General features: G+C 47.6%; 16 protein-coding genes, 2 tRNA genes and 1 pseudogene. 10 read left to right on the forward strand and 9 right to left on the reverse strand.

Translation table 11 applies throughout. From position 1 onward, the window contains the following. Both nagK and AC6R1O_RS18400 read right to left on the reverse strand, forming a co-directional pair. Positions 1 to 774 (reverse strand): N-acetylglucosamine kinase (gene nagK, locus AC6R1O_RS18395; RefSeq protein ID WP_500657591.1); only part of this gene is annotated, 774 nt, incomplete at its 3' end. A gap of 144 nt (positions 775 to 918) precedes the next feature. Then, positions 919 to 1671 carry a tRNA-uridine aminocarboxypropyltransferase gene (locus tag AC6R1O_RS18400; RefSeq protein WP_500633359.1) on the reverse strand — a complete coding sequence of 251 codons (753 nt, stop codon included), beginning with the start codon at positions 1669 to 1671 and terminating at the stop codon, positions 919 to 921. Between the two features lie 105 nt (positions 1672 to 1776). On the opposite strand from AC6R1O_RS18400, the gene AC6R1O_RS18405 reads away from it, so the two are divergent. Next, the gene (locus tag AC6R1O_RS18405; RefSeq protein ID WP_500657592.1) at positions 1777 to 2571 is read left to right on the forward strand and encodes a sterol desaturase family protein; all 795 of its coding nucleotides are present in this window, start codon (positions 1777 to 1779) and stop codon (positions 2569 to 2571) included. A gap of 28 nt (positions 2572 to 2599) precedes the next feature. On the opposite strand, the gene AC6R1O_RS18410 is transcribed toward AC6R1O_RS18405, so the two are convergent. Beyond that, positions 2600 to 4651 carry a methyl-accepting chemotaxis protein gene (locus AC6R1O_RS18410; protein ID WP_500657593.1) on the reverse strand — a complete coding sequence of 684 codons (2052 nt, stop codon included), beginning with the start codon at positions 4649 to 4651 and terminating at the stop codon, positions 2600 to 2602. A gap of 129 nt (positions 4652 to 4780) precedes the next feature. On the opposite strand from AC6R1O_RS18410, the gene AC6R1O_RS18415 reads away from it, so the two are divergent. Continuing rightward, complete coding sequence (locus AC6R1O_RS18415) at positions 4781 to 5245, forward strand: C40 family peptidase (protein WP_500631173.1); 465 nt, start codon at positions 4781 to 4783, stop codon at positions 5243 to 5245. A gap of 108 nt (positions 5246 to 5353) precedes the next feature. Here the strand turns inward: AC6R1O_RS18415 and AC6R1O_RS18420 are convergent, their stop codons facing one another. Next, positions 5354 to 5698 (reverse strand): DUF3802 family protein, encoded by a 345-nt coding sequence (locus tag AC6R1O_RS18420; protein WP_334555320.1) that lies wholly within the window; start codon positions 5696 to 5698, stop codon positions 5354 to 5356. Positions 5699 to 5963: 265 nt separating this feature from the next. Between AC6R1O_RS18420 and AC6R1O_RS18425 the strand changes: the two genes are divergently transcribed. Continuing rightward, positions 5964 to 6830 (forward strand): fructosamine kinase family protein, encoded by an 867-nt coding sequence (locus AC6R1O_RS18425; protein ID WP_500629807.1) that lies wholly within the window; start codon positions 5964 to 5966, stop codon positions 6828 to 6830. A gap of 210 nt (positions 6831 to 7040) precedes the next feature. Beyond that, the gene (locus AC6R1O_RS18430) at positions 7041 to 7244 is read left to right on the forward strand and encodes a CPXCG motif-containing cysteine-rich protein (protein WP_334555318.1); all 204 of its coding nucleotides are present in this window, start codon (positions 7041 to 7043) and stop codon (positions 7242 to 7244) included. Positions 7245 to 7320: 76 nt separating this feature from the next. Here the strand turns inward: AC6R1O_RS18430 and AC6R1O_RS18435 are convergent, their stop codons facing one another. Continuing rightward, on the reverse strand, positions 7321 to 7929 hold the full coding sequence (locus AC6R1O_RS18435; protein ID WP_500633357.1) for a riboflavin synthase subunit alpha: 609 nt from the start codon (positions 7927 to 7929) through the stop codon (positions 7321 to 7323). 119 nt (positions 7930 to 8048) lie between these two features. Here AC6R1O_RS18435 and AC6R1O_RS18440 point away from each other — a divergent pair, with 119 nt between their 5' ends. Both AC6R1O_RS18440 and AC6R1O_RS18445 read left to right on the forward strand, forming a co-directional pair. After that, positions 8049 to 9461, forward strand: a complete 1413-nt coding sequence (locus AC6R1O_RS18440; protein WP_500633397.1) for an MATE family efflux transporter — start codon at positions 8049 to 8051, stop codon at positions 9459 to 9461. Positions 9462 to 9673: 212 nt separating this feature from the next. Then, the gene (locus tag AC6R1O_RS18445) at positions 9674 to 10654 is read left to right on the forward strand and encodes a DUF3080 domain-containing protein (RefSeq protein ID WP_500633356.1); all 981 of its coding nucleotides are present in this window, start codon (positions 9674 to 9676) and stop codon (positions 10652 to 10654) included. Between the two features lie 24 nt (positions 10655 to 10678). On the opposite strand, the gene AC6R1O_RS18450 is transcribed toward AC6R1O_RS18445, so the two are convergent. After that, positions 10679 to 11530: a DNA ligase gene (locus tag AC6R1O_RS18450; RefSeq protein WP_500633355.1), complete on the reverse strand. Its 852-nt coding sequence runs from the start codon at positions 11528 to 11530 to the stop codon at positions 10679 to 10681. A 284-nt stretch (positions 11531 to 11814) separates the two neighbouring features. Here AC6R1O_RS18450 and AC6R1O_RS18455 point away from each other — a divergent pair, with 284 nt between their 5' ends. The 4 genes and pseudogenes from AC6R1O_RS18455 (at position 11815) to AC6R1O_RS18470 (ending at position 13043) form a co-directional block, all read left to right on the forward strand. Beyond that, the gene (locus tag AC6R1O_RS18455) at positions 11815 to 12135 is read left to right on the forward strand and encodes an STAS domain-containing protein (RefSeq protein ID WP_500633354.1); all 321 of its coding nucleotides are present in this window, start codon (positions 11815 to 11817) and stop codon (positions 12133 to 12135) included. Between the two features lie 75 nt (positions 12136 to 12210). Next, positions 12211 to 12708, forward strand: a pseudogene (locus AC6R1O_RS18460) (sugar transferase); the annotation flags it as partial. A 146-nt stretch (positions 12709 to 12854) separates the two neighbouring features. Beyond that, positions 12855 to 12931 (forward strand) — tRNA-Val (locus AC6R1O_RS18465). Between the two features lie 35 nt (positions 12932 to 12966). Next, positions 12967 to 13043, forward strand: a tRNA-Val gene (locus tag AC6R1O_RS18470). A 926-nt stretch (positions 13044 to 13969) separates the two neighbouring features. Here AC6R1O_RS18470 and AC6R1O_RS18475 read toward each other — a convergent pair. Genes AC6R1O_RS18475 through AC6R1O_RS18485 form a run of 3 tightly spaced genes read right to left on the reverse strand, consistent with a single transcriptional unit; the run spans position 13970 to position 18045 of the window. After that, a complete protein-coding gene (locus AC6R1O_RS18475) occupies positions 13970 to 15706 on the reverse strand; it encodes an ABC transporter permease subunit (RefSeq protein ID WP_500657594.1) in 1737 nt (578 codons plus the stop codon). Between the two features lie 4 nt (positions 15707 to 15710). Then, positions 15711 to 17225 carry an ABC transporter substrate-binding protein gene (locus tag AC6R1O_RS18480; protein ID WP_500633352.1) on the reverse strand — a complete coding sequence of 505 codons (1515 nt, stop codon included), beginning with the start codon at positions 17223 to 17225 and terminating at the stop codon, positions 15711 to 15713. After that, the gene (locus tag AC6R1O_RS18485; protein ID WP_500633396.1) at positions 17215 to 18045 is read right to left on the reverse strand and encodes an ABC transporter ATP-binding protein; all 831 of its coding nucleotides are present in this window, start codon (positions 18043 to 18045) and stop codon (positions 17215 to 17217) included. Before AC6R1O_RS18485 ends, AC6R1O_RS18480 begins: the two co-directional genes overlap by 11 nt. Between the last annotated feature and the right edge of the window lies 1 nt (position 18046).

The following is an 18046-nucleotide window of genomic DNA, read 5'->3' on the forward strand; positions in this document are numbered from 1 at the left end:
GAAGTTCGAGAGACCGCCGCCCAGTGCGACCACATGAGGGTCATTGGCGGTGAAGATGTTGGCAAAACAGATCGCAAGTAGCTCCATAAAGCGCTCAACGTGCTCAACGGCTTTGCTCTCGCCTTGTTGGTAAGCGGTGATGATATCGATCGCTTTTTTCGACTCTTGGAAGTAGTGCTCGTAGATAAGCTCAAAGCCGCGACCAGACAGGTAGCTGTCCAAACAGCCCTTCTTGCCACAACCACAGCCCAGCAGCGGGGCGTTGTCACCAAGGTGGAACCAAGCGTCGATAGGCAAACGCATATGACCCAATTCACCCGCAACGTGGTTGCGACCTGAGAATACTTTACCTTCGTACACCAAACCGCCACCAAAGCCGGTGCCGAGAATAAGGCCCATCACTGAAGGCTCATCTTTCAGCTCATCGTCCCACGCTTCTGATAGAGCAAAACAGTTCGCATCGTTTTCGATTTTAACGCCACGACCAATTTTCGCTTCCAGATCGCTGCGCAGCGGTTTGCCTTTCGCTGCAGGAACGTTAACGGTCAGCACGGTGCCGTCATCGGCATCTTCCATACCTGGCAAACCCAGGCCAATCTTGCCTTCGCAGCCGAACTGCGCATCGTATTTGCTCACCAAGCCAGCGATGGTCTCGACCAGCAATTCATAGTTATCGGTTGGTGTAGGCACACGCTCGGTTGCAACACGCTCTAACTGCTCATTGAACGCACCAAACTCAATCTTAGTGCCACCCACATCAAAGCCGTAGTACATGGTTTCTCTCCCAGAAATCAATGTTATCAATTTTATAAATCGACTCATTATCCATATTGCTACGCCTACATTCCGTGACCGATGACGGATTTAGTTGTCGCTTAAAACCAGGTGCGCAGACAATCGCCACTCAAACCGTGGCTTTTAGAGCGAATTCTCATTTTCACTCTGTTCGATGAAATGTTTCAGCGCTGGTCGAGTGGCATCGCCCAAACCACGACTTTTGGTCAGTAGATAGGCTTCACGAAATACCGAAAACCAATCGCTCAGTGTGCGAGATGCCTTGACTTCGCCCAGTTGCGCCAGCAATAGGCTGGCTACTTCTGCTGTCGCGAGGTGCTGCTCATTGTCAGAGCGGCGAATCAGGTATTGGGACACGCTTTCTGGTGTCAGCGAAACCACGGGTAAATGCGCCAAATAAGGCGATTTGCGAAACATTTTTCGCGCTTCTCGCCAACTGCCATCAAACAAAATCAGTAATGGCGTCTTATTCGGTTGATTGAGGCTTTGGCTTTGAATCCATTCCGGTGTGACTAAACGAGAACTATCGTCTACGTAGGCATCTGGAAACACCAACACCGGCGCGTTGCTTGGATCGGCGATGAGGGCGAGCATGTCAGGATCGGGCTCCGTGCGCTGCCACTGATAGACATGCGTCTCACGCACGGTATCGGCAATTAACCGACCGGTATTGCTTGGTTTGAACACTTCATTATCTGAGACAATGAGCAAAACCTGCACGCCACACTCGATGTTGGGTTGATGCGCGCATAGGCAATACGACTGCGCCACTTGGCAATAAGGGCAGCGCACCACTTTGCAGCCGCGTGCAATAAACGGTTTGGTTGAGCGGTCTAATCGGTGTTGATATAAGCGATGAAACGCGTGAACTCTCATACAATGTTTGGCAAGGTCAAATTAGGGAGCTAGAGTGTACCTAGCATGATGGGAGATTCAATCAAAACTCACCCCGATGTATAAGTAGAAAATGTAGAGGATGCCATGCAAGACCCACAATTTATTCGACTCAGCGTATTTATCGGTGTACTGCTCGCGTGTGGGCTGTGGGAGTGGTGTGTGCCGCGTAAAACCTTGACCCAGAGTAAAGCGGTGCGTTGGCTAAATAACCTCACGCTTGTGGCGTTTAACTCTGTCGCCCTTAGCCTTTTGCTGCCAACCCTCGCTTTTGGCGTTGCTTTGTACGCGCTCGAGTATCAATTTGGCGTCATGCATCGGCTGGAGGTACCTGCTTGGCTCAATGTTGTCCTATCTGTGTTACTGCTCGATTTAGCCATTTATATTCAGCATCGCCTGTTTCATCGCATCCCTTTTCTGTGGCGATTGCACCGCATGCATCACGCGGATCAAGACATCGATGTCACCACCGGGGCGAGATTTCATCCGCTAGAAATTTTCCTTTCGATGCTGATTAAAATGGCCTTGGTGTTGGGTCTGGGGGTGTCGCCGATTGCTGTAGTGGTGTTTGAAGTTCTGCTCAATGCAAGTGCGATGTTCAATCATAGCAACGCCAAGCTGCGTCTTGATTGGGACCGAAAGCTGCGTCACTTCATAGTCACACCAGACATGCATCGCGTGCATCATTCAGTCATCCCCCGTGAGACCCACTCCAACTTTGGCTTCTTTCTTTCAATATGGGATAGAGGGTTTGGCACTTACATCGACCAGCCCGCTTTGGGCCACGATGAAGTGAAGATCGGTTTACCGATCTTCAACCAAGCACGCGAGCAGTGGCTGGATAAAATGCTGTCTCAGCCCTTTCGCCGTCCCAAAACCTAACTATCGATATTTCTTTCGATTATTTTTCTCAGGACAAGCGGTACTTATGCAACATCGTCTGCTGTTGGCCCGCAATGTCGGCCACTTGCTCTGAGCTTTCAACCATCGATTCCAGCTGCAATTTGGTCTGTTGACCCTGATCGGAGACCTGAGTAATGGATTGGCTCACATCAGCGGTGGCGCGCTCTTGCTCTTCAGTGGCGACCGTTATCTGCTCAACGCGCAATTTGATTTGGTTAACCGCTTGTTCGATGTCGGCAAAGGTGTGTTTCACCGTTTCGCTCGACGCCAATGCGTTGGTCATTTCCGCTCTAGTATCAGCGACGGCTTGGCGCGACTTCTCCGCCGCAGAGACCAACTCACCCATACGCTGACTAATTTGCGTGGTTTGCTTAGAAGTATCGCTGGCCAGTTTCCTCACTTCATCTGCGACTACCGCAAAGCCTCGCCCTTGCTCACCTGCCCTTGCCGCTTCTATCGCAGCATTGAGAGCCAGCAAATTGGTGTTTTCTGCAATTCCGGCGATCATATCCACCATTTCACGGATCTGTTTGACGCGGTTATCTAACTCGACCATCGAAGACTCGTTCAGGTTTAATGTCTGTTCTAGTGATTGCAATCTGGCTTGATTATCGACAATAGCGTTGACGCCTTGACTTGAAAACTGCGCTGCAGCTTGAGACTCGCCGTAAGATTCATTGGTCACCTGCGCGATTTCACGAATCGATGCCTCTAGTTGGGTCACCGTGGTCACCATGCTCGCCAACGCTTCGTTTTGCTGAGTTAAACTTTGATTGGATTGCTCCGCGGCGTTGTGACTGATTTCAGCGGTTTGATACAAGGTTTCGCAGTTGCGTGTCACAGTCGAAATAGACTCATTGGTTGACGCAACGACTTGATTGAGCTTCCGGGCGATCTCTTTAAATTCAAACGGCCCGACTGAACTAATCGATTGAGAAAAGTCATGCTCTGTGAGTGTGGTGAGGCTAGCGAGAATGTTCTTCAAGCCGCGACTGGTCCAGCTGCGCAGTGCCAACCAAGAGACTACCACCAATGTCACTAAGAGGGCGCTACTTAACAACATGGTCGAGACAATCTGACTCATCGCCGTGTTGACGACCGCCTGGCTATCGTTCATTAGCCCCTCGGATGTGTCTGAGAGCTGATTCAAAAGCGTAACGGTTTGATTCGCCAATACCGCCGCTTTTGCTACGTTCGCTCTTTGCGTATCCGCGAGTTCAAGTTTGTCTAGGATCTGTTGTAAGACCCCAGCGTCTTCAAACCCCGCTAAAACCATCTCATACGGCGCGATCAAGCTGGCAAACTCAACCACATCCGGGTGCCACTCAGCGAAGTCATCGTACGCTAAGGTGATGCCGGCGATCCGGTTGCGCATCTCTTTGTATTCGTCCATGGCCTGATCCAAGTTGTCTTGCATCATCAATACCAGAAAAGTGCTCTCCATTGAGCTGGCACTGGCAATAAATCGGTTCGCCGCATCACTTGATTCTGGGTTGTCTATCGCCAAAAACGAGCTTATTCGGTTCATTTCAGGACCGATTGAACTCAATCCATAACGAAAACCGCTGACGTCAGTGTTGATCTGCGCTTGACGCTGAAGAAGGGCTGCTTGTGTTGCGAGAATTTGTCGCGTCAACTGACTCAGTTGATCAATATTGTCCGCCAGCGCTGTTTGATCTTCAGTGGAAATGGCTTGATCAAACTCGTTGGCAATAGTGAACACATCTTGCGCATATTGGTGTGATTGGCTAATGCGCTGTTCAACCTGCTCTTGAATCTGCGTCAACTCCGTTTGGCTCTCGACTTGTGTGCCATAGCTCAGTTGCTTGAGCTGGTCTAAAATGGTTTGTGTTAACTTAGCGTTTGTCATCGCTAATGGCAGCGCTTGGTTTGATAAGCGGTGAAATTGTGCGTCCACTCTCTCTAAGCCTTTCACACTGGTGACAGACTGGACGATCACCAGTATGGTGATGGAGAGAAACACCGCACTGATGGTTTGAATCAGTGATAACGATTTACGATGTTTGGCGTGCGCAGTCGCGGGTTTGTTTTGAGTCATAGTTTGGAACCGACGTCATACAAAAGTTTAGATGCGCGTAGTGTATGACGTGATTATGACAACCACGTGTCAGGAGTGAATGTGAAGAAAGTCGTAAGGATACCCAGCAGCACAATAGCGACAACACTGATGTCGCTCACGCTTTTCGCCTGCAGCAGTTCGCCACAGCGCTCGGCGCAGGCACCGCTTAACCAGCCGTTAAGCGCACACGAACAAACCGTTAATCAGTCATTTATGCAAGTTTATGAGCAGTGGAAGGGGGTGCCCTATCGTTTAGGCGGCAGCTCATACTCTGGTATTGATTGCTCGGCGTTTGTGCAGATAGCCTATCGCGACGCGCTTGAATTGAGCCTTCCGCGTACAACCAAAGCTCAGGTAAAACTCGGCGCACAAATAGACTACCAAGACGCTCAAGTCGGTGATTTGGCGTTTTTCAAAACCTCGTGGAATGTGCGTCATGTGGGAGTTTATGTGGGCAACAAGCGATTCATGCACGCCTCGACGTCCAAAGGCGTAATCATTTCTCGCTTGGATAATCCATATTGGGCCTCGAAGTTCTGGCACTTTAGGCGCATCGAGACGCCGCCAGCGTAGGCATGGCGTCTAATGAGAACAATATAAACTGAACATTTCAAAACAACAAAACCGCCCTATTTGGGCGGTTTTATTTATTGTCGCTACCGACAGGCTCGAATCACTGCGTTAGTCGTATTTGGCGACAGCGCTATCGAACAGGTTTTTCAACAGAGCAATAAACTCATCAAGGAAGGTAATTTGCTCATTGGTCGCCGGTTTGGTCCACACGCCCGCCAACACTTCACCCAAATCTTCAACAACAGAATCGGCTTCTTTGAGTAACTTGAAACGGACACTGGAGTGGAGTTCAGGATTTTGCTCAAAAATGGCCATTATGTTACTTGCCACCATATCGGTCACCACGTCTTCCACGCTCTCTGTTCCGGTGTCACCATCAGCCGCTGTGAAAATATCAATATTAAGTGCTAAATGTTCAATTAATGCTAAGTAACCATCTGTGTCAACGACCACAATCCACCCTCTTACTTATGTCGTTCCATACAGTAGTAATACTAAGTCATTTTTTTACCCTTTCACAACCAATTCAGGCTAAGAATCCATGCTTATGTTGATTTTTTGCACCAAGCTGGAATTCACTGTTCGATTAGAGCACGGTCACACTTTCGTTAATCGTACGTTTAAAGTCTCGAAATGATTGAAATTTTTGCACTAGAAACCAGTAATTATGCGTCAACTCTTCTAAACTGGATTTATAGCAACGAGTTGAGGGCAGATTATGTGGCAAGCGATCTCTAAGCACCTTTCCGATACCCTAATGTTCAATTTCGAGATCCTCGAAAAAACACGCATCAGCGGCGGCGATATCAGTGATTGCTATATGATCTCTGATGGCGAGCAACGTTATTTCGTCAAAGTGAACACACGTGAATTTTTGCCTAAGTTCGAAATTGAAGCGGAAAACATCCGTATTATGCGTGAGAGCAATACCGTGTTTGTCCCAGAGTTGATCGCCGTCGGCAAAAGCAAGACTCACGCCTTTATTATCCTCAACTATCTGCCGACTAAGCCGCTCGACGATGCCGAAAACAGCTACAAGTTTGGTCAGCAACTGGCACGTTTGCATCAGTGGGGTGAACAAAAAGAGTATGGCTTTGATGTCGATAACTATATTGGCGCGACCTTACAACCCAATCCGTGGACGAAAAAATGGAACCACTTTTTTGCAGAGCAGCGTATCGGTTGGCAACTGCAACTGATGAAAGAGAAAGGGATTAATTTGGTCGATATTGATGAATTTACCCAAGTCATCCGCGACCGCTTAGCCAATCACCACCCTAGCCCTTCGCTACTTCATGGTGATTTGTGGCATGGTAACGCATCGCTCTCTGTGTTTGGTCCGATTTGCTACGATCCGGCATGCTATTGGGGTGATCACGAGTGCGATATTGCCATGACTGAGTTGTTTGAGGGATTTCAGCCTGAGTTTTACCAAGGTTATGAAAGTATTTTACCGCTCGATCTTGGTTATTCCGAGCGTAAAGAGATCTACAACCTCTACCACCTCTTAAATCACTACAACCAATTTGGCGGGCACTATCTCGAGCAAGCACAAAAAAGCATCAACACGATTCTCAGCTACTGATCTTTACTAATCTCTACGCCTCGACGTTACGTGTAGAGAAGATACGTTAAATCTAACCAAAAGGCCGCGTAGATAAACTCTGCGCGGCCTACTTCTTTGGTGGGATTTTTCCTTAGTAGGTCAAATTTTTTACTTAATTCACGTCAAACAGCAACAAGTCAGCGTATGCTTTATTCATCGCCAAGGCGGTTTTGTTGCAAGGAGTCTGTTATGCGTGAATACACCGAAAAACGTATCTCTTGCCCTCATTGCGGGCACCATATTGCCATTACGCTCGACGCGTCCAATGGCAGTCAAAACTTTTATGATGACTGCCCTGCCTGTTGTCACACGATTCATCTCAATATGATGGTCGACGAGTTGCACGATACGGTTGAGCTCCAAGTCGACGCCGATGATGAACAGATTTTTTAACGCTCGAGCCTAAAGCACAGCACGGATTGAACGCAACGAGCGCTCAGGACTGGTCATCCACGATCGCCTAACGAGGTTAGGTGCGACTTGCCAATACGCGCTCGACGGTATCCACAATCGCTTGGGTTTGCGGATCAAACTCAACATTGATGCAATCACCCACTTGACGGCGGCCAAACAAGGTACGCTGCATGGTTTCCGGGATCAGGTGCACCGAAAAGCGCGAATCTTTAACCTCACCAATGGTCAGCGAACAACCGTCTAGACCAATATAGCCTTTGGCTAATACGTATTTGAGCCACTCTTCAGGCAACTCAAACCAGATAGTACGATTGTTAGGCGTATCAATGATCTCAACGATCTTGGCCACTGCACTGATGTGACCCGACATAGAATGACCGCCAATTTCATCGCCAAACTTAGCCGCCCGTTCGATATTGACTTGGTCGCCCTCGTTCAACTCACCAAGATTGGTCAAACGCAGCGTCGCCTGCATTAAATCGAAACTGATGTTTGCGCCGTCGATGTGTGTGACCGTCAAGCAGCAGCCGTTATGCGCGACCGATGCGCCGATAGCCAGTCCTTCTCGCATCGTCTCTGAAAGTGCAATCACATGAGTTTGAAAGTTCTCTTTTTTTTCAATGGATACAACTTGCGCCGTTCCTTGTACAATTCCCGTAAACATAATCACTTCCACCTGTTTTGTCGGGCTCACCTTGCTCAGTGTGCAAGATAAGACAGTATTGATACGTATTTTGATGGCGCTTAGTGTGACACTTCTTTATCATCGCGCACAAGCGTACTATTCACTTCTATTATAATAACGACCGTAAGTTGGAGATTTCCGTGCAACGTTATCAATCAGAGGCCAAAGCCCTCATCAAGTTGGCCACACCTGTCTTGATCGCCTCCGTCGCTCAAACCGGAATGGGATTCGTCGATACCGTGATGGCCGGGGCTGTCAGTGCCACCGATATGGCGGCGGTGTCGATTGCCGCCAGTATCTGGCTACCGACCATCTTGTTTGGTATCGGTTTGCTTATGGCGTTAGTGCCGGTTGTCGCGCAGCTCAATGGCTCTGGTCGTCAGCACAAAATCCCATTTGAAATTCATCAAGGCATCATTATGGCGCTACTACTCAGCGTGCCGACTGTGATCGTGTTGCTGCAAACACAAACCATTTTAGGCCTAATGGACGTCGAACCCGTGATGGCGGCCAAAACCATCGGTTATATGGATGCGGTGATGCTTGCCGTTCCGGCCTTTTTGCTGTTTCAAACCTTACGCAGTTTTACCGATGGCATGTCGTTGACCAAACCCGCGATGGTGATTGGCTTTCTCGGGCTTTTACTGAATATCCCTCTCAACTGGATATTTGTCTTTGGTAAATTTGGCGCCCCGGCGTTAGGCGGCGTTGGGTGTGGCGTTGCCACCGCAATCGTCTATTGGATCATGTTTGCCATGTTGCTGTTCTACGTGGTGACCTCGAAACGCTTAGCGCATATCAATGTGTTTGGTCAGTGGTGTGCGCCTAAGCTGGCTGCTCAAGTCCGCTTGTTAAAATTAGGCTTTCCTGTCGCTGCCGCGATGTTTTTTGAAGTCACACTGTTCGCGGTCGTCGCGCTGTTGGTTGCCCCACTTGGGCCCTTGGTCGTCGCCGCTCACCAAGTGGCGATCAACTTTAGTTCGCTGGTCTTTATGTTGCCCATGAGCATTGGCGCTGCGACCAGTATTCGCGTGGGTCATAAGCTGGGTGAAGAGAGTGTGGATGGCGCCGCAGTGGCTTCTCGTGTCGGGATTATTGTTTCAGTGACACTGTCACTAGCCACAGCCGTCCTCACTGTCGTCTTTCGTGAACAGATCGCACTGCTCTACACTCACAACCGTGCGGTGATCGATCTTGCTTTGCAACTGCTGCTACTCGCGGCGATTTACCAAGTGACTGACGCGATTCAAGTGGTCGCTGCCGGTGCGCTGCGTGGCTATAAAGACATGTCTGCGATTTTTAACCGTACCTTTATCGCCTACTGGGTATTAGGGCTACCCACCGGTTACATTCTCGCGATGACCGATTGGATTACCGACCCCATGGGCGCACACGGCTTTTGGATGGGATTCATTGTCGGTTTGTCCTCCGCTGCCTTGATGCTGGGTCTGCGCCTCAAGTGGATGCACCGCCAACCTGAACAGTTGCAGTTAGAGTTTGCATCGAAATAAGGACGTGTTTGCTCATCACCTGTATTCTTCTTAAGACCAGCTACATGCTGGTCTTTTTGAACCATACTTGGCCTCATACGTAACAACTTATCAATCAAACCACCAGACAGTATTCCATGACTCCTCGCTATGATGTCAATGAAACAGCAAAGAACAAACGGAAGATGACCCTATCCCTCGGTCGTCATATCCGAACACTCATAATGAGGTTGGTGGCGGTAGGATGGCTCGCGCTTTTATCAGGCTGCGACTTTGGCGCGCATTCTACCGGTGGACGATTTGACGACTATTTAAGCCGTGTTGCTAATGTTCAAGATAAACCCGCGCTGGATCCGCCAGATGCGGTTTATTGGTCGCTCCCCGCGCAATCAGACATTCGAGTCGACATCGCTGCCACAACCCTTGGCTTACTCGACAGTTATGAATTGAGAAAATGTGGGCTCTTTCATCTGATCGCTGAAAAAAATTCGTCACTGGGCAAAGTGCAAGACGAGTTCGCCAATTTCGATTATCAAACAGAGTTATTAAGAGGTATTCAACGCTGCATCAACGCTGAGTCTCTTTCTCCTGCGCTCGTATCGACGCTCTCGACACTCTTACCCAGCAAAGAGGCGCAACTCAGCAGCCATTGGTTTAACTTGCTCTACACCAGCGATGCGATGCGACAACAACTTCAAGTTCAAGATTGGCTCTCACCGAGTAACGGATTTCCAGATGAGCGTTTTGTCAGTGCGTTGCAAACCTTGGCAGGCATTTCCGAATTGATAGAGCCACGCACTGCGTGGCAATACGCGCATCCAATCCGACCTCATCAAGAGGTGCTGGACAAGCAACTGTGGTTGGGGAATCTCCTGTTTTCCCTGCAAAACAGTACATTGTGGCTTGATACCATCACCAAGCAGTTGCATCAGTACGATGATGCGATTGTGTGTGGCACCGGACGTGACACCACTCGGTATCGCTATCTACGTAACGTATTCCAATCTATCTATATAGAGAAAATTCAACCCGAACTGAGCTATTACGACAAACTATACTACGCGCTAGAACCGCATCTCACTTTTCTCGCTGACGTCCCTCTTGACCCGGCGTACCCTATTGACACGGCCTACCAGGTGTATCGCCAAGCCACGCTAGAACACGTTAAGTATTGGCAGCAGCTGTTTGCGCGGTGTGGTGACTCTCCTCGCTGATAGCTGGCTGGAAAGTGAGACCTCTTACTCTTGGTGGACGCGAATAAAACGCGCAAACTTGGGCACACCATTTTGGGTCAGTCCGTTATAGCGAAAGGTGACGGTGCTGCCAAGGGGTGGTGGATTGCGGCGCTGTTCATCGTTAAACCCGCTACCAATGTAAAACTCTATACCATTCGGCAGCTTGACCAGCAGCGCGCCGAGCATGCCTTTGTATTTTCCCTTACCTACTTTATGACCAAGCACTTGCGCTTCGGTGTCTTGATATTTTTTCAGTTTGAGCAGGTCCGTGCTGCGACCGGCTTGGTAACGACTGGTAATTTTTCTTAGCATTACCCCTTCGCCGCTATCACTATCAATACTATCTAGGTAGCGCAGCAGTTCATCTTCATCGCCTATCGGCGTGTGTTCGACATAACGGATGTGTGGCCGGTCAATAGTCTCGACTAAGGCAATTAAGTTGTAATAGCGTTTTTGATAATTGCCTGCCGAGGTCGGCAAATCAAACAGCATAAAGTCGATCTGTTTCCACGCTGCGTCTTGAGGTGTGGTATCCATCACTGTCTGTTGCACGATGTGAAAGCGCCCTCGCCCTGCCCACAACTCGCCCTCCACTGGATAATCCGGTAGTGACTCGGTAAACCACGCTGGCGCATGGATTGGATTGCCACTTCGAGTCAGCAAGGTATTACCCGTCCATATTGCTCGAATCCCATCGAGTTTCTCACTTTTCCAATACGCCTCAACATCGACATTCGCATCATAACTGTTGGCGAGTGGCATTTGCAGCCAGGGATCCGCACCTGTGGGTTCACTCGCTTGGCTTGTCAGTGCCGTGACGATGGCGAAAGCCGTTAATGTGTAACGTAAATCCATAACATTCATCCATGTAAAAGCGTTACGCACATCATTGTTCAGCCTACAAGCTTATGCAACTGTGAACAAAATTCGTTCGAGCCACTTCATGTTGACCTAAACTTAGAACGTTATCAATTGCAGTTGAATTGCTTGTCAAAATGACAAAAGCGAATTTCTCAAAATGAGAAATGACAGAAGATCAGCTTAACTCATTAAAATATATAAGAAATAAAATTGGCACGCTCCATGCTCTACTACCGATAAGCCAAACAAAACCCAACACACTTATCGAGGGAATGACCATGGAAATGCAAACTCTAGAACTCAACGTCAATACAATTTCACTGATTATTCACGGCAACATGGACGCAGAAGGCAGTCGCAGTGCGCAGCCTTATATTGACTCCATTATCGACGATCAAAACAAAACGGAGATCGAAGTGGACTTTAAAGACGTGCAGTTTCTCGACTCTTCAGGCATCGGTGCACTGGTGTATTTGTACAAGCGTTTAGTCGAGCGGAATCGCCAAATGCGTATTGAAAATGTCAGCGGGCAGCCACTGGAAATCATGAATCTGCTGCGCATTAGCCAGGCGATTCCTGTGAATTCAAAGCTGCATTAATGTCGCACTACCCGAGCAATAAGACTCTAACTAAACAGGAGCGTCGGTATGGCAACCCAAATTCGTACTTTGGCGGTGCTCTACAAGCAGTTGCGAGTAGGTCAATCCAGCCCCGATCGAATGGCGCTGTTCGAAATCATTAAATTTCGTACCATGTATCAAGACGCGGAAAAAGTGAGTGGCGCGGTCTGGGCCACCGACAACGATCCACGCATCACTCCTGTCGGCCGTTTCCTTAGAAAAACCCGCCTTGATGAGATCCCCCAGCTGCTTAATGTCATCAAAGGGGAAATGTCACTGATTGGCCCGCGCCCAGAACGCCCAGTCTTTTATCAAAAATTGGAGACCGCTATTCCCTACTTTGCCCACCGCACCTATGGCGTTATGCCCGGCATCACAGGCCTTGCGCAAGTGAACCAAGGCTACGACTCCTGCATCGACGATGTACGCCGTAAAGTCGGATTCGACCACAGCTACGCACTCTCTTTGTCGTCAGTGAAGTCTTGGTTACTGATGGATATGGCGATCACGACGAAAACCGTCAGCGTAATGTTTAACGGCCGAGGCCGCTAACACGTGACCCAATGCACACTTTACCGCCAACGGCGTCTAAAACGGCGCCAATTCGATTAGATATAAAGCAAACGCACTCAAATCATTGAAATTAGGCTTGCACAGGGAATTAAGACTGGTTAATATTCTCGGCGTTCCAAGGGAATGCGTCCGTAGCTCAGTTGGTTAGAGCACCACCTTGACATGGTGGGGGTCGGTGATTCGAGTTCACTCGGACGCACCATTCCTTTTGCATAAACATGCAATAAATTAAATTTTGGATCCGTAGCTCAGTTGGTTAGAGTACCGCCTTGACATGGCGGGGGTCGGCGATTCGAGTTCGCCCGGATCCACCATATTAGTTCTTATAGAACAAGCACAAAGCCCGCATTACGCGGGCTTTGTTGTATTTAATCACTATAACTTGGTGTTGATTTAATCCTAAACTCTTACCCTACTCCAGCAATTGCTAAGTGCATAAAAACTCGGAATTTATTCACCCACAAAAACCAACTAAATACACAAAAATGCTCGGTGTCCATCTGGTGTCCAAAATGGTGGCTAAATGAAAATTGTTTGGTGACCAAAACGGTGTCCAAACTGAAAGTTGTAGGACTCAATTTCGGTGTCCTTGAAATATAGAAGTCACCTCATTCATTACAGTTGCAAAGAGTCATTTTGGTTCTTAGGTTGTTCTCATTTATCGCTCTTTCGACAAACCGCGAAACTATATTAGGCTGGTAAGTATTGTTTAGATAGCGATCAGATGGTGAATGTATATTCATCAATCCGCATAGAGTAAAAAGCAAAAAACCGCACACTAGTTAGGTTTTCTCGGTCTACATTTGCATTGGTTGTTGTTGGAGGACATTAAAGTTTGAGACTTTTTTAATTTCCGAAGTAACGTTACTATTGTGACTACCAGAATCCAATATTGACAATAAAGAGCGAAACTTAGGCTCAATCAACGTCGCTATCCAACGAAAGCGACAACAATGTTTGAAACTCACTTTTGGACAATTCCGAGTTACGACCCATTGAGCACTCTGTCTTAACAAATAATTTCTGGTATAGCAAAAATTTGCCAAATCAAATTTTAGTTAATGATCATATCTCGTTGACTAACTTCTACCAAATTATCAAACTCCGATAGGCCTGCCCCCAATACGTATTACCAGACAATAAAATATTAGTTCTGGAAATAGAATTGATAGATAAGAACAAGGCTAAATATCATACTGTTAGAGATAATATCCAGCCTCAAAAGCACTTTTTCTAACCGTTAGTCATCAAAGATTAAGTTCACCGCGATTGAAACAAATACCAAACCGAGAATAGGCAGCAATACACCTTGGGGTGCGCGCTCGATATAAGGTAGGTTTTCTGCAATTAACAAGCCCCACTCGGGTTCTGGAGGCTTAACACCAAGGCCGATAAAACTCAGTGAGGTTAAACTTAACGTAATCACCGGCAGTCGAAGTAATGCGTGCCTTATTAACGGCGGAAGTACATAAGGTAGTAAGTAATAGCGCAGCACGCGCCACTGCGTAGTACCCCAAGTTGGCGCTAAATGTGTGTATGGCTGTGCTTTGGCTTCCATCAGCAAACTTGAACAGTGCGCCGCTAACGGTGCCCACGAAACTAATACAATGGCAATTAGCGCACTGTCTGGATTCATGCCTGTCAACCCAGCTACGAGCAAGCCAGCGACAATGTACGGGATGCCTTTTGTTATCTCAATCAGCCCTTGGCTGAAACGTGTAACAAACCCTAGCAGCAATCCAATTACAAAGCAGAAAAATGTCGCCAATAGACCCATTTTCAGAGTCGATAGCATCCCTCCACCGACTCTCGCTAACAAATCGCGACCAACGGCATCCGAACCAAATGGAGCTGCATAACTAGGTGGTGCCAAACGGCTAAACTGAATCAGATATGGGTCACGTAGTAAAGCCCAGCCAACACAGCCCGCCAATAAAACAATAATCGTACCGCTCACCGCGCGTTTGATTTTATTCTGCGTAAAACGGAACGTACTGTGGCTACTGATTAGTTTGCCGCTGGAAACACTATGACCAAGCAACCAGCGTTGGATCAAAATACTCACACTGCTGACCAGAATAGAAAAGACCAGAAGCACCAATAACCCGGCCTGTAACACTGGCAAGTCTTGGGATTTCGCAGCGCCTAAGATCAAACGGCCAATACCTGGGATCGAGAAGACTTGTTCAACGGCAACAGCACCGCCTGTCAAACCAATCACAATCATGGCGATTTGCGGAATGAGATTACTCAGCGCTCGCCACAGAGCAAAACGCAAAATTTGCAATTTGCTAACATTGGCAGACAACCAGGTGATAACCCAAGACTCATTCAATACTCGTTTCAAGCTGTCACTGAGTAAACGACTGAATAGCCCACTTGCAGGCAGAGCCAGAGCTAAACTCGGCAACCAGAGGTTGTGCACCCCGTTCCAGCCAAAGGGTGGAAACCAGCCTAACCAGATAGAAAACACCAAGATCAGCAGTGCGGCGACAACGTATTCAGGCAAAGAAACCAAAACCGAACTCAAACTATTGTGGTTATTATCAAGACGTTTCTTTTGCCAGCGATTGACGGTATAAAACACACTAATGCTGCATAGTAATAAGGTTATACCGAGCGCATTCATCATAAGCAATAATGAGGTCTTCGCGGTATGCTGAATACTTTGCATAACGGGCGAGCTATCCACCCAGGAGACGCCAAAATCTCCCTGTAATGCTAATCTGAGCCAGTCCCACAAGCGTTCATAAACACCGCGGTCCAGTTGCAGGTCATCACGAATGGATTGCAGTGCTTCCGCAGTCAATAACTGATTTGCACCAGCACGCGCACGCAAAATAGCCTGAGCAGGATCGATACCAGCGATATCCGGCATCAATCCGACTAATATGACCACTGCACTAAGGGCAAGGATGCGAGATAGCCAAGGCATACATGCGTTCATAATTGAACGTATGTAAACAGGAAACACCATCTGACTAGTCTACCTGAGTAAACTGATCAACGAGACGACGCTCACGCGGATCGCGCTGAACCCCCTTCACTGTCGCACTCTCGCCTTGAATAACACGTTCGTGTAGAAGTGGAATCGCAGCAAATTGCTCAAGAATTTTATTCTCTACATCAATGATCGCTTTCTGACGTAATTCACCCAAAGGCTGGCGATCAGCATGTTTTAACGCAGCATCAACTTCTTCAGAGCAGAAAAGACCTAAGTTGAATGAGCCGTTACAGCCATAATCACTTTGCATGTAGGCAACTGGGTCACCAGAATCCAAAACAGTTGCACGTGATAGTAAGAATGCATCAAACTTGCCCGCCAACGCATCGTTTTCAATCTGAGCATACTCACGGATATCTAAATCAACCACGAAACCAGCCGCTTCTAATTGCTGTTTAAGCAGTACCGCTACTTCTGGCAGCTCAGCACGATCAGTAAATGTACCGATAGTAATCTTTTCACCATTCGCTTTATATTCACCAACCATTTCAGCACGAGGATAGTCTTGTCGTACTGATTCTGCCCAGGCCAGCGCAGGACCTAGTAAGCCTTTCGCTAAATCGGCATGATTTTCATAAACCGTTTTAACAATTTGCTCACGGTCAACCGCTTGCGTTGCTGCTTTACGTAGTTCAATCTGGCTAAATACGTCCGACTTGTTGTTTAAGTAAAGCGTATTGGTACGAGGCATCGCCACTTCGTGCAGTTGGGATTGATCCATGGTCGCAATTTGCGATACAGGTACAGCTTCTACCACATCAGCTTCGCCGGTACGGAGTGCTGCCGCTCGAGCAAAACCATCTGGAACATATTGAGCAAAGATGCGTTCAATTTTAGCCTTTTCGCCCCAATAGCCATCAAAACGTTCTAGCTTAGCGCTGCTTGTACCATTGATTTCAGTCAGCACAAACGGACCTGTACCTGTATTTGTTGGTACAACACGACCGTTTTCCTTGTATGCCGAGCCCGACAAAATTGCTAGCTGTGGACTAGATAAACGACTTGGTAACAGTGGGTCATTAAAGGTGGTTTTGATTTCAACCGTGAAGTCATCCAGTTCGCTAACTTGCCATTCGATACCATCTAAGATACGTGGCTTAGGTGCCGCATCTAACGCTTTTTGTAATGAGTTAACCACAGCTTTGGCATCTAAAGCAGAACCATCATGGAACTTAACGCCTTGGCGAATCTTGAATTGCCATACGTTGTCTTCAACCTGATTCCACTCAGTTGCTAGCATTGGTTCTGCAACAGATTTATCGCTAAGATTCACTAGTGTTTCTGCTGTGCTCCAACGAGATAGTTTAAACGCATCATCTGATAGCGGTGACAGTCCGGTTCTTGGCGGTTGTAGCATCGCAATTCTAATTTCAGACGCTTGTTCTGCTTTTTCGTTTTCTACTTTTGGTTGAGTTTCGCCAGAATCAAAACAACCTGTCAATAAAGAGCCTAAAACCAGCGTTAATGCTAATTTAGGAGTATTAAGATGCATAGGATACTTCTCCGATAGTAAATTTATTGCTGCGGTGTTGAGCACTTAGCAGCGCTTTCGTTATAAAATGTGTTGGATTACTTACTAAACTTTGCGATTCGCGATGTTCAACAACACGCCCCTTATCTAAAACAAGAATGTCATTACACAACGTCTGCGCTGCATCGAGATCATGAGTGACCAGAATAAGTCGCATGTGGCGGGCTTTTTGTATCTCAGCAAACAAATTAATAATCTGCTGACGACTAACCGGATCAAGGCTGCTCGTCGGCTCATCAGCGACGAGAATACATGGCTCGACAATCAGCGCTCTCGCTATCGCAACACGCTGTGCTTGACCGACAGACAATTGCTGAGAATTACGATCCAAAAGCGATAGATCTAAGCCGACATCTTGAAGAACTTTTTCTACTTGTTCGTATTGCGCTTGCCGACCACTGATATTATTCAGTGATTCAGTGAGGATCTGACGAACCGTGTAATAAGGATTTAAGCTCGATTGCGGCTCTTGCGGGATCAGTTGAATGTGTTTACACAATTCATGATGCTGTTTACCCGAACTTTTAGAAAGCGGATAGCCACAAACATATACCTCACCCGAACTAGGTTGTCTAAGACCAAATAGCAACTCAATCAAAGTGGATTTACCGGCACCAGACGGACCAACGATGGCAATATCGTTGGTTTCTATTAGTAAGTCTAATTGGTCTAGCGCTTTAAATGGTTTACCGCCCAACCAACGTGGTTTGGAGTAATACTGTACAGTCACTTGTTCAAAGCGGACTTGAGCAGATATAGACAGATCTTGCTTATTCAAAATA

The sequence above is a fragment of the Vibrio sp. R11-SG3-ISO3-SZ genome (genome assembly GCF_059834345.1).